The sequence below is a fragment of the Mesobacillus persicus genome (assembly GCF_900109925.1).
Lineage (GTDB): Bacteria > Bacillota > Bacilli > Bacillales > Cytobacillaceae > Mesobacillus_B > Mesobacillus_B persicus.
This window is the reverse complement of the sequence record NZ_FOBW01000002.1, coordinates 241,432-253,759: the sequence shown is the minus strand read 5'-3', so window position 1 is coordinate 253,759 and position 12,328 is coordinate 241,432. Positions and strand designations below refer to the sequence as shown.

The 12,328-nt window shown below is 38.3% G+C and carries 13 protein-coding genes, 1 tRNA gene and 1 pseudogene; 13 read left to right on the top strand and 2 right to left on the bottom strand.

The features are described from left to right. Window positions 1-12: 12 nt before the first annotated feature. The 4 genes from BMX30_RS03830 to BMX30_RS03815 are packed head-to-tail and all read left to right on the top strand — an operon-like array spanning window position 13 to window position 2,850. Window positions 13-1,470 carry a pyocin knob domain-containing protein gene (locus tag BMX30_RS03830; protein ID WP_090741365.1) on the top strand — a complete coding sequence of 486 codons (1,458 nt, stop codon included), beginning with the start codon at window positions 13-15 and terminating at the stop codon, window positions 1,468-1,470. Window positions 1,471-1,522: 52 nt separating this feature from the next. Further along, window positions 1,523-1,738, top strand: a complete 216-nt coding sequence (locus tag BMX30_RS03825; RefSeq protein ID WP_090741363.1) for a hypothetical protein — start codon at window positions 1,523-1,525, stop codon at window positions 1,736-1,738. Window position 1,739: 1 nt separating this feature from the next. Then, window positions 1,740-2,042 (top strand): hypothetical protein, encoded by a 303-nt coding sequence (locus tag BMX30_RS03820; RefSeq protein ID WP_090741361.1) that lies wholly within the window; start codon window positions 1,740-1,742, stop codon window positions 2,040-2,042. 4 nt (window positions 2,043-2,046) lie between these two features. Beyond that, window positions 2,047-2,850, top strand: coding sequence for an N-acetylmuramoyl-L-alanine amidase (locus BMX30_RS03815; RefSeq protein WP_090741359.1), 804 nt, complete (start codon window positions 2,047-2,049; stop codon window positions 2,848-2,850). A 684-nt stretch (window positions 2,851-3,534) separates the two neighbouring features. Here the strand turns inward: BMX30_RS03815 and BMX30_RS03810 are convergent. After that, window positions 3,535-3,990, bottom strand: coding sequence for a helix-turn-helix domain-containing protein (locus BMX30_RS03810; RefSeq protein WP_170843784.1), 456 nt, complete (start codon window positions 3,988-3,990; stop codon window positions 3,535-3,537). 372 nt (window positions 3,991-4,362) lie between these two features. On the opposite strand from BMX30_RS03810, the gene BMX30_RS03805 reads away from it, so the two are divergent. From BMX30_RS03805 to racE, 4 genes and pseudogenes are all read left to right on the top strand, one after another. Continuing rightward, on the top strand, window positions 4,363-5,928 hold the full coding sequence (locus tag BMX30_RS03805; RefSeq protein WP_090741355.1) for a recombinase family protein: 1,566 nt from the start codon (window positions 4,363-4,365) through the stop codon (window positions 5,926-5,928). A gap of 20 nt (window positions 5,929-5,948) precedes the next feature. Then, window positions 5,949-6,038 (top strand): annotated as a pseudogene (gene gerE, locus BMX30_RS03800) (spore germination transcription factor GerE); the annotation flags it as partial. Window positions 6,039-6,193: 155 nt separating this feature from the next. Beyond that, window positions 6,194-6,652 carry a MarR family winged helix-turn-helix transcriptional regulator gene (locus BMX30_RS03795; RefSeq protein WP_090741354.1) on the top strand — a complete coding sequence of 153 codons (459 nt, stop codon included), beginning with the start codon at window positions 6,194-6,196 and terminating at the stop codon, window positions 6,650-6,652. A gap of 10 nt (window positions 6,653-6,662) precedes the next feature. After that, complete coding sequence (racE, locus tag BMX30_RS03790; protein WP_090741352.1) at window positions 6,663-7,457, top strand: glutamate racemase; 795 nt, start codon at window positions 6,663-6,665, stop codon at window positions 7,455-7,457. 305 nt (window positions 7,458-7,762) lie between these two features. Here the strand turns inward: racE and BMX30_RS03785 are convergent, their stop codons facing one another. Next, window positions 7,763-8,728: a nuclease-related domain-containing protein gene (locus BMX30_RS03785; RefSeq protein ID WP_090741351.1), complete on the bottom strand. Its 966-nt coding sequence runs from the start codon at window positions 8,726-8,728 to the stop codon at window positions 7,763-7,765. Between the two features lie 118 nt (window positions 8,729-8,846). Between BMX30_RS03785 and BMX30_RS03780 the strand changes: the two genes are divergently transcribed. The 5 genes from BMX30_RS03780 (at window position 8,847) to BMX30_RS03760 (ending at window position 12,240) form a co-directional block, all read left to right on the top strand. Next, window positions 8,847-9,926, top strand: a complete 1,080-nt coding sequence (locus BMX30_RS03780) for a GerMN domain-containing protein (protein ID WP_090741349.1) — start codon at window positions 8,847-8,849, stop codon at window positions 9,924-9,926. A 127-nt stretch (window positions 9,927-10,053) separates the two neighbouring features. Further along, window positions 10,054-10,809 carry a ribonuclease PH gene (gene rph, locus BMX30_RS03775; RefSeq protein WP_090741347.1) on the top strand — a complete coding sequence of 252 codons (756 nt, stop codon included), beginning with the start codon at window positions 10,054-10,056 and terminating at the stop codon, window positions 10,807-10,809. Between the two features lie 9 nt (window positions 10,810-10,818). Continuing rightward, window positions 10,819-11,424, top strand: a complete 606-nt coding sequence (locus BMX30_RS03770; protein WP_090741345.1) for an XTP/dITP diphosphatase — start codon at window positions 10,819-10,821, stop codon at window positions 11,422-11,424. Continuing rightward, on the top strand, window positions 11,421-11,939 hold the full coding sequence (locus tag BMX30_RS03765; protein ID WP_090741342.1) for a metallophosphoesterase: 519 nt from the start codon (window positions 11,421-11,423) through the stop codon (window positions 11,937-11,939). Before BMX30_RS03770 ends, BMX30_RS03765 begins: the two co-directional genes overlap by 4 nt. Window positions 11,940-12,163: 224 nt before the next feature. Continuing rightward, window positions 12,164-12,240 (top strand) — tRNA-Arg (locus tag BMX30_RS03760). The last annotated feature ends 88 nt before the right edge of the window (window positions 12,241-12,328 follow it).

Sequence of the window (12,328 nt, the reverse complement as noted above, 5' to 3'; positions counted from 1 at the left end):
AGTTGAGGAAGTTTGGAAAAAAGCTATTTTTTCAATAGTGTAGGTGGAGACCGAAAATATGATTCGAGTTCGTTTGCAGAATATTTTAGTAGTGTTCTAACAAATGGAATACATCCCACTCCATCTACTAGTTTACAAGTAACAGCCGATAATACATACAACATTCAAGTAGAAGCTGGACGAGCGTTTATTAATGGGTATTTATATGCCAATACCTTACCAAAAACCCTTCCAATAGAAATTGCAGATGGGGTATTAAAACGAAAAGATTTAGTGGTCATCCGTTTAAATATGAACAATCGAGAAATCACAGCCGAAGTAATTCAAGGAACTCCATCAGAAAATCCAATTGCCCCCGAAGTAACAAGAACAGCCGTCATTTATGAACTCGCACTTGCTGAAGTGACGATTAATGCGGCTGCACCTTATATCACACAAGCGAATGTACTTGATACAAGAATGGATTCCTCACGTGCTGGTTGGATCAATTCCCTCATTCAAGCAGATACTGAATCGATTTTCAATAATTATCAAAATTGGTATAACACCAAAACAGGAGAATACGAAACAGACTGGCAAGAATGGTTTGAAGCGATGAAAGATCAAGTCGCAAATGATGACCATACGTTGATGAATAGTCGTCTTGATGCACTTGAGACTAACAAAGCAGACCTTGACCATACGCATGATATAGCCGAGTTTCCTTCATTACAAGATGCCTTAGATAAAAAGTTGACTATTGGTGATTTTGGAATTGGTGGAAATTCTATTAACATTTACGGACAAAATATTGACCTTCTAGATAAAACAGGTTTTTATCATTCTCATGCTTTAACAGGTATTCCAGAAGGCGCACATCATAACGGTTATGTCATTCATATTGAAGCAAGAGATGACCTTGATTATGCCATGCAATTTTATTATACAACAACTGGAAATGAAGGGTATTGGTCGAGAAGAAAAGTAAATGGAACATGGGAAGATTGGAAAAAGGTTTTACATCGAGGTGACTATGGACTTGGTGGAAGAAGTGTTGATGTTACAAATTCCAATTTAGATGATTTACGAACAAAAGGAACACAATTTATTAGTGGGTACGGAATGATTAATGCTCCAAGTTCTTACACTTATTATGGTTGGCATATAGATCATAGTTCACATGGTGGTGCCGCTCAAATCATTTACGGGGCTGATGGATTATACCAAAGACAATATACAAGTGGAGCATGGACACCTTGGGAAAAAAACTCAACAAAAAAAACCTATGAAACAACCATCGCTATTAACGGTATTTACAAGATTGTTGCTCCGATTGATAGCAATATTCAAGTGATGGTATTAGGTAGTGATGGCTTTTGGTACCCTGATGGTACTCGTATTCAAAGGAAATTCCAACCTTCTACTGGTGAATGGGTATTTATTGGTGATAGTGCACAAGCATGGGATGTTATGATTATTATTAATGGATAATGGGCGAGTTTTACTCGCCTTTTGTTATGGAATAAAAAAGGAGTGGGTTTTCATGAAAAAGCGATTTACAAACAAAATATTTTTATTAGCATTTGTGGGTTTTTTGTGGCAAATACTTCAACCGATTTTAAAACATTATGAGATTGAGATTTCACAAGAACTGTTCCGTCAATTTGTCGATTTAGTTTGTTATGGAGTAATTGGCTTTGGAATCTATCAATCATTTGAAGAACCGTCAGAACCTCCAACATCAGAGAGTGGTGAATAATGTGGAACCAACACAAATCACAGCCCTAGCCACAGCCGTTGCAACGATACTAGGGATTATCACAGGGTTCATTTTGAAAAAAAGAACTCAAGACGTAAACAATTTTAATCAAGTTATTAATCAAATGAGAGAAACCATTTCAGGACTGGAAAAGAGAATTGCCAGTCTAGAAGCCAAAAACGGGGAACTAGCAGAACGATTGCAAGTGGAAATGGCAAAGAGTTCTCGACTTGAAGCAGAAAATGAATACTTAAAAAGAGAAGTAAAAGAGTTAGAGTTTGAAATTGCTGAAATGAAGGGGTGATAACGTGGGAAAACTTGTAGCTTTATGTGATGGTCATGGTGCAAATACTGCTGGAAAAAGAAGTCCAGATGGGATGAGAGAAAATGAATTTAATAAAGCAGTGATGAATCATTTAAAAGTAGAATTAGAAAGACACGGACTTGATACATTACTTGTTGCTCCAACAGATGCAGATACTTCTTTATCCACAAGAACCAATCTCGCAAATGCAAAGAATGCGGATATTTACGTAAGTATTCATGCAAATGCGAATAATGGACAATGGGGAAGTTGGGGTGGAATTGAAACCTATCATTACCCAAACTCAAAAACAGGCAAAAAATTAGCGGATGTTATACATAATGAAGTAATTAAAGGTTCACCATTGAAAAATAGAGGAGTCAAATCAGCAAATTTCCATGTGCTAAGGGAAACAAAAATGCCTGCCATTTTATTAGAACTTGGCTTTATGGATTCAAGGTTTGACATTAATTATCTAAAAAGTGACGCATATAGACAAGAATGTGCAATTGAAATCGCAAAAGGCATTTGTAAGTATTTTGGAATCACATATAAAGAAAAACAAGCCCCTCAACCAACCTCCAACAAATACTACCGAATTCAAATCGGAGCCTTTTCCAATTCATCAAATGCAAAACAGTATCAAGAAGAACTTCTTGAAAAATACAATCTAAAAACAATCATTAAATATTATTCAAACTACCATCGTGTTCAAATAGGTGCATATTCGTCAAAATCAAATGCGATACGATACCAAGAAGAACTCTTGAAAAAGTACAACTTAAAAACGATCATCAAATATTACTAAGCAACAAAAAGAGGGCATTTCAGCCCTCATCTTTTTATTTGGTCAATTTTACACAGTTGATGACAAAAAAACACAGAAAACATCAATTAACTTAGATCAAAAATCGTTCTATTTAAAAGTGGTATCATGACGTCACACTTTCATTCCTTCACAACTTCATAAAACCATAATAGCAATCCACTATGATACTTAGATGAAAACTAACCATTTCACCATAATTTCATTAAGTAAAACAAGGGTATTAAACCTCGTTCGAATAAGAAAATTCACCAAATAAGGATGCTGCTTTTTCATTTTAAGTCCTTCATTTCAGACACCAATTTCGTATGTTGAAGTTAAAATTTGAAGGGAACTCACAGGAAATTGAATCGAAATCCATTTTTCACCAATAAGACGTCTGAATAAAATATTGAATGCTTTTAACAAATAAAAACATACGAAAGCAAAAAGTCTTCCTATTTAAATTATCTTTTGAAATAAATCATTATATTACACGAAATCTAAAAATAAATCACAATAACCTCTTATGGATAGCAAATCAAAAAAAGCATCCAAATTGGATGCTTTTAGAGGAAAAAATATTCAATGCACAAGCCCATTAGAAGAATATCTTATTGAAAGGAGGCAATATTGTAATCCAAGCTTACTTGTCTTACACCTTATCTATATGTCTACGAATAATTTTTATGAGGATTGTTTTCTTTTAAATTCCATAAACTCCATAAACGTCTTAAATTCTCCAATCATTTCTTTTGCACGAGTGTATTGTTCTTTATTGCTCAACATCTTGTACAATTCAGGGAATTCACGAATCAGAGTGAGGATGGCTTCTAGTTCGGCTTCACTGCAAATCGCCAGTTCTTTTTCAATCAATCCCTGAACACGACTTCGTTGAATCTTAGTATGCTCCGATTGGATATCTTCATTTTCTCGAAATTGAAAACCAAAGGGTTCTAATTCAGAAGGTTCAATATGTAAGACATCCATGATTTTTAACAACAATTCACGTCTAGGCGTCTCAATCTTCCCATTTTCCACTTGTGACATATATCCATTACTTACATCAATCAACCTGCACATTTCTCGTGCTGAAATGTTCATCTCCAGCCGTTTCCGTTTTAAAAATGCCCCAAATTCCATAAAAGATTCACCTTTTCTAAAAAAATTTGAAAATAAATTTGGTTTCATTATACATCGATTGTATACTACTTACAAGTTGCTAAATGATTAGTGATTAGTAAGTGATTTTAACTGATAGATACATAGGACAATCTGGTCATCACATATAGATAAGGTATTGGGGGAGATACTTTATGAAGGGAAAAAAGTTCAACTTTAGATTTCATAAATCCACTAGCGATAAAACACCCGATGAAATAATTCAAGCACTGGTTGATAACACCATTAAAAAAGTCTTAACGGACTATGACAAAAAATATTATAATAGTTTTAAAGAATACACCTCTTAGGATGAACTAAGAGGTTTTTTTGTTTAGATGGAGGTTATCTAACATGAGTAATGAAAACATTGCTGCGATTTATGTTCGGGTTTCTACATTAAAAGCATCACAAAAAGATTCACCCGAACATCAAAAGGCGGTTTGTTTAGAAAAAGCAAGGATGGAAGAGTTAGATCCACAGTTCTTTTATGAAGATAAATCATCAGGAACAAGTATTGTTGTTCGAGATGAAATTAAAGAGTTACTGGAAGATGCCAAAAAAGGATATTTCCAGACGATAATATTTGCTTCTCTTTCCCGTTTCTCCCGTGATGCGCTGGATGCTGTTACTCTAAAAAGGAAATTAGTAAACGCTTTGGGGATTCGATTAATTTCCATTGATGATACGTATGATTCACAAGAGAAAGATGATGAAATGATTTTTACGATTATCTCTGCTGTGAACCAAAAACTTTCCGAACAAATTTCTCTTTCATCTAGACGGGGAATTCGTGAGTCTGCTCGAAGTGGAAACTTTACAGGAAGTTTTGCACCCTTTGGGTATAAGAAAGTAAAAACAGGTAACTTAAAAACACTTGAGATATCGGAAGACCATGCTCTTATCGTGAAACAAATATTTGAATGGTACTGTTATCAGAACATGGGTGAGAAATCCATCATTGAAGAATTAAACAAGAGAGGAATACCAAGTCCTAAAGGAGGGCTCTGGGGAATTACAACCGTTCAAAGAATGTTGCAAAACGAAGCCTATACAGGTAGGAACGTCTTCAATAAATATACGGTAGAAAAACATTACGATGATGTGGATGACATGCAAAACAGACGTAATAAATTTGTTCAAAAAGAAAAGGAAAAATGGTTGAGAAACGAAGAACAAAATTGGGAACCAATTATAGATGATGAAACATTTCAAAAAGCTCAAGAGATGAGACTTCTTCGTGGAGGTGGAAAACGGGGAGGTGTAAGAGGGATAGCGGTTAATGCCTTTGCTGGAATAGCAAAGTGTGCCCATTGTGATAGTAACTTTGTTTCGATGAAAACAAGTAAAAAAGGAAAAAAAGAATATCGGTATTTGATTTGTTCCAGAAGAAGACGGATTGGAACTGTTGGGTGCGAAAATGGGCTGTGGATTCCGTATGAATCTTTCCGTGATGAACTTTTAAACGAACTCACTCTTTTCCTTCAGGATGCAATTAAAGTAGATGAAATCACTGAACGTGTAAAAATCCCTACATATAATCATGTAGAAACGAAGGAGAAGGACAAAGATAAATACGAAAGAATGATTCAGGAAAACCGAAAGCTTCTATTTGAACTACGTAAAGATAGGAAACTTGGAGAAATCGATGAAGACCAATATCAGTTCGAAAAGAATGAATATGAAAAAGAAATTGAAAACCTTCAAGATAAACTCCGTGGCATTAAGGTCGATAAAAAACGACCCATTGTATCAGATAATGAAATCAAAGAACAGATTAGAACAGGACTGACAAAATTACAAAACCTTGATTATAAAGATGTCAAAGAATTGCAAATGATTCTCCAACAACTTCTTCATAAAGTGGAAATTGATAAAGATGGAAACATTGATGTCTTTACTCCACTTGGAAAATTGTAGCCTTTTTTATACTCCCTAAACACATTTCCAACGCTATGCAAAAGCTAGGCGTAAAGGGGCGTTCACAAGCAGTTGTAGAACTCCTTCGTATGGGAGAACTAGAACTTTGATTAAAAAGCCGGCCATCCTTTTAGGAGGGCCGGTTATCAATTTTCGGCAAGAAAGAATACAGCCCTTCTTTCTTGCCGGCTACATTTCTTCTTGAAATTATCCCGAAAATCATAGAAAATAAGAGCACTGATAGAGTTTAGGAGTTGTATAAAAAATGAAACTCGACGATGCTCAAAATAGACGAAATTTAGATATGGTTGCGGATATTGAAAAGGATTTAAGGTATATTGCTGGACTCGTTAAACAAAAGGGCCGTGAAATTTTAAGTAATTACACAATCACGCCGCCGCAATTCGTCGCTCTTCAATGGCTATTTGAAGACGGCGATATGACAATAGGCGAATTATCAAATAAAATGTTTTTGGCTTTCAGTACGACGACAGACCTTGTGGATCGCATGGAAAAAAACGAACTTGTCGTTAGGGTGAAGGACCCAAATGACCGCAGGGTTGTACGTATCCACTTGTTGGATGAGGGTAAGCGGATTATTGATGAAGTCATTAAAAAAAGACAAATCTATTTGCAGGATATTTTAGTGGATTTCTCTGATACTGAGATCGTCACGCTAAAGGAAAATCTTTCAAAATTACATCATGAAATGCGCGGAGAATGAGGCGAGATTGTTGAAGAGACCAATAGGAATAATTGATTCAGGTGTGGGTGGTCTAACCGTGGCAAAAGAAGTTATGCGGCAGCTCCCACATGAGCAGATAATTTATCTAGGGGATACAGCCCGTTGCCCCTATGGTCCCAGGTCTGCACGAGAGGTGCTGAGATTCACATGGGAGATCACTCAGTTTTTAATGGAAAAACAAATAAAAATGCTAGTTATTGCCTGCAATACAGCTACAGCGGTTGCGCTTGAGGAAATTCGCTCAGAGCTACCAATACCTGTAATCGGGGTGATTCACCCAGGCGCACGAACAGCGATTAAAGTCACGAATAATTATCATATTGGCGTCATAGGAACTGTGGGAACGGTAAAAAGTAGAGCGTATGAACAGGCGCTAAAATCGATTAATCGCAAAACAAATGTTGTTAGTTTGGCGTGCCCGAAGTTTGTCCCACTCGTTGAGAGTGGAGAATACAACGGCCTGCTTGCACAAAGAGTAGTTGCAGAAACGTTAGCGCCGCTTAAAGATCAGGAGCTAGACACCCTCATTCTTGGCTGCACTCATTATCCGCTCCTAGAACCGCTTGTGAAGCAGGTTATGGGGGAAGGAGTGAATGTCATCAGTTCCGGCGAAGAGACCGCACGTGAAGTGAGCACGCTCCTATATCACAACCAGATTCTAAACACGAGTGGCGAAGAGCCGACTCATGAGTTTTTCACGACAGGTTCGAGTACGATATTTTCTGATATCGCCTCAGAATGGCTCGAGCGGCCGATTACGAATATTAGTATGGTGAAGCTATAAGAACTCCCTTGGATGGGGGTTTTTTGTTTTTATCCGGAATATCAGGCTCGATGTGCGATACCAAAAGGCAGGACCGGTAACATAGTGGAGTTCTATGTGCCCGTAGAAGTAGGGAAAAGGGTAGGAGCGGTAAAATAGAGGGGCTCTATGTGCCCGTGAGAATAGGGAAAAGGATAGGGGCGGTAAAATAGAGGGGTTCTATGTGCCCGTAAGAGGAGGGAAGTGGGCAGGAGCGGTAACATAGAATAACTTCTACATGCAGCCCCTGAGGCGCCTCCTAAAAAAACTAGCTTAAAAGAAGTATTTTAATTACGATTTTCATAATAGACCCATTTCCCATATCCAATTTGTTTAAAGTTTTTTGCCAGATTTCTTCTAATTGTTTTTACTGACTTTATCACTTCACACCAATCATAAATAATACTAGTTGTTATTTTTCTTTCAGGAAACAGTAATTGAAATTCCGAAATGCTTCGTAATATAGCGTTATCACTTTCTTCGGTACATTTACAATCGTTGCAAATTGTGTAATATTCCCCCACTGAAACATCAAACGAATAACAAGAACCACACATCACCCCCTTACGAACCCCCTCAAAGCTATATAACGGCAATCGCTTATAAGGGTCATCGATCTGATGAAGAGCTAATAACTTTTCAGCCAGCTTAGTGTGTCTTGTATTCAGATTCGAAGACGGGGCACGATTCATCTTTAGTAAAAACCGATCTAATTGAGTTGGGAAAATAATATATGGGTCTTTTGGGGCTTGATATAAGGTGAATGAGGGGTTCACAAAAATTAAATACGATTCAATCGGAAAGGAAAATCCTGAATTTTGAAATACCTGGCGAAGTAGGGTTTCGCTTCTCCTTAGTTGGTGCAATGGGTTAAGGACTTCTTTTCCTGAATAGGTAAAAAAACGATCTTTCTCAATATAGTAATCTCCCTCAAAGTTTTTAACTTCAAAATGATAAACTGTAGCTTGTGCAATATGGAAGGAATCTATCTGGAACTTTGTGGTGTTTTTTTCGAGCAACAAGTCATTTAGAATCAACCTTTCTTGCTGAAGATTTGTCATTAAAGCATCAAATTTTAACTCTCCTTCAAATCCCTTCTCAAGGTTAAAATAATTTTGTTTGTCCTTATCCTCTAACTCCATTCGAGCATTTAGTATTCGCATAAGCTTTAATTCCCCTGATACTTGCCTAGATTTTACTATCAAACTATCACTCCTTTCTCCTATAACTATAAATCCAGATTTTCCGTACATTCAACCGAACTTTTTATGTCTAAAAATAATCTTTCCCTAAAAAAAATTGCCGAGCTGGTCTAATTTTAAAAAGGGCTCGTATAAATGATAGTACAAACTGTCTTATGGAGGGGATTATATGTCTAAAAATAAAAAAGCAACTTTGGTGACAACAACGGCATTAGCAACGGCGGTATTTCTTTCAGGCTGTGGTTTATTTGGAGGGGAAGAGAAAAAGCAAATCGATCCACCGCAGAATGCATCCTACCTAGAGGAAAGTGAAATGGAGATGGTTGAAGAATCTGGAGGAACTGATGCAAAAACAGAGGGTAGCGAGGAAGCCGTCGAAACAACTGTCTCAACTGAACTTTATCTTATTGATAAAAACGGGTATGTTGTTTCCCAAACGATGGACCTTCCAAAAACGCAGAGTGTCGCTAAGCAAGCGCTTGAGTATCTCGTTGTAAATGGTCCAGTAACTGAGATGTTGCCAAATGACTTTAGGGCAGTACTACCTGCGGATACACAAATGACTGTCAATATCAAAGACGGAGTAGCAACGGTTGACTTTTCAAACGAGTTTGCCACATATAACGAAGAAGACGAACAAAGAATCCTAGAGTCCGTAACATGGACATTAACACAGTTTGATTCTGTTAATACGGTAAAAATTCAAATAAACGGCAAGGCACTAGAAAGCATGCCGGTAAATGGAACACCAATTGGTGAAGAGCTAACACGTGCCAATGGAATTAATGTAAGCACAGACGGAGTTGTGGATATTACCAACACGAAGCCCGTTACTGTTTATTATCTTGGTGGGGAAGCTGAGAGCTATTACTACGTGCCTGTTACGAAAAGGGTAGCAAATGACGGATCAAATGACATTGAAGCAGTCGTTGAGGAACTCGCAGCTGGACCTGGATATGGAACTGGCTTGCTCTCCCAATTCCAAACAGGCGTAAAATTATTGGATGACCCTAAAATGCAAGATGGTCAAGTCACTTTAGATTTCAACGAATCTATTTACGGAAGTTTTGAAGAAAAAATGGTATCTGAGCATGTACTGAACACATTGGTCCTTTCACTCACTGAACAAAAAGGAATTGAAAGTGTTGCTGTAACGGTTAACGGTGAAGCTGGACTTAAAAAAGAAGATGGCGGTGACCTAACTAAACCAGTTACACGTCCACAAAATGTCAACACTGGTAGTTTTTAATTCGCCAAATTTGTTATACTAATGATGAAGGTAAAGAGGCAGGCATATAGCTGCCTCTTATTTCTTGTTTTTGACTAGTTGCATAACAATTACACAAGTCAAGACGACTGAAGGAGGAACAAAGGCTATGCGTTATGATGGACGAGAACCGCAGCAATTGAGGCCTGTACATATTGAGATTGACTATTTAAAACACCCAGAGGGATCGGTCCTAATTTCCGTTGGGGATACAAAAGTAATTTGCTCAGCTAGCATCGAGGACAAGGTGCCCCCGTTTATGCGTAACCAGGGAAAAGGCTGGATCACCGCGGAATATTCCATGCTCCCTCGAGCGACAGATCAGCGGAATATAAGAGAATCCTCTAAAGGGAAAATTACAGGAAGAACCATGGAAATTCAGAGGTTGATTGGACGAGCGTTAAGAGCGGTAGTCAACCTAGAAGCAACCGGAGAGCGGACCGTTTGGATTGATTGTGACGTTATTCAGGCAGACGGTGGGACGAGAACGGCATCGATTACTGGTGCGTTTGTAGCAATGACCCTTGCTTTTCATAAGCTTTATAAAAATAAAAAAATTAAGACGCTGCCAATCAATGACTTTTTAGCAGCCACTAGTGTTGGAATTTTAAAAGATGGACAAGTCGTTGTTGACCTAAACTATGTTGAAGATTCGGCTGCTCATGTTGATATGAATGTAGTCATGACTGGCAATGGTGAGTTTGTTGAACTTCAAGGAACTGGCGAAGAGGCAACATTCTCTTACAGTCAGCTTCAAGAATTGTTAAAAGGTGCGCAAGAAGGCCTGCTAGAGTTGTTTGATTATCAAAAACAAGTACTTGGTGAGGAGATTTCAGATATAATCACCAAAGCAAAACAAAGGTAGGGGACACACATGGAACAAGTCATAATCGCAACGAAAAATACCGGGAAAGCAAAAGAATTTGAACGCATTTTTAATGCAAAAGGGTTACAGGTGAAAACGCTACTCGATTTCCCTGACATTGAAGATGTTGAGGAAACGGGAACAACCTTTGAAGAAAATGCCATCTTAAAGGCGGAGACAATTGCTAACCTACTTGGTAAGATTGTCATTTCGGATGATTCTGGTCTTGAAGTCGATGCGCTTGATGGTCGACCGGGAGTGTATTCGGCTCGTTACTCTGGGCCTGAAAAAAGTGATAGTGCCAATATCGATAAAGTGTTAGAAGAATTAAAGGGTGTTCCCGATAGTGAACGGACCGCTCGATTCCGCTGTGTTTTAGCTGTTGCCCAGCCTGGGAAAAAAACCGTCACATTTGCCGGTGCATGTGAAGGCAGAATTCTGCAGGAACGCCGAGGAACCCATGGCTTTGGCTATGATCCAATCTTTTTCGTAGAAGAGAAGGGTAAAGCGATGGCAGAGTTGGCTCCTGAGGAGAAAAATAAGATTAGTCACCGGGCGAAGGCGATTCAAAAGCTAGAGGCAAACCTATCACTAGATTTCGGAGCGGAATCATGACTAAAATTTTAATAGTCAGTGATAGTCACGGTTCCACTGAGTTACTTGATGACATCAAGGGAAAACACGCTGGAGATGTCAGTCAGATGATTCACTGTGGAGATTCCGAGCTTTCGGTGGACAACGAGTCCATTAACGGCTTTACAACTGTGAAGGGAAATTGTGACTTTAACGCAGATTTTCCGGAAGAAGCGTTCATAGAGGCCGATGGCTATAAAATTCTCGTGGTCCATGGGCATTTGTATTCTGTTAAATCTAGTTTGCTAAGTCTATCCTATCGAGCAGAGGAAACAGGCGCTACTATCGTCTGTTTTGGTCACTCCCACCTTCTTGGGGCAGAGAAAATTGGTGATGTGCTGTTTATTAACCCAGGTAGTATTCGACTCCCACGTGGCCGCCGCGAAAGGACCTATATCATTCTTGAGCTTAAGGACGAGAAAGCGGTTCTTCATGTTTATGACTATGATCATGGAAAAATGGACGCCCTAACACAGGAGTTTTCTGTATCAAGATAGGGCTAAACTGTATATAATAATAATCGGAGGAAGGAGTCTTTTCTTCCTCTGGTTAAAAAAAATCAAAGGTATATGTTGACTTTTGTTTGTTAGGGTAATATAATAAATATTGTCTTTGAAAATGTCCCAATAGCTCAGCACGCCCGAATAGCCTTCGGAGTATTTACTTCAGCGTACTAATCGAGTAGCATTATGAGGGTTAATTTTCACTTAAAATTTTACATGTCCCAGTAGCTCAGCAGGATAGAGCAACGGCCTTCTAAGCCGTCGGTCGGGAGTTCGAATCTCTCCTGGGACGCCATTACACTACATATTAACTCACCTTCACCAGGGTGAGTTTTTTTGTTCTTTAAACACAAGTAGGTTGATCTCCGCTCCAGGCGCTTGCT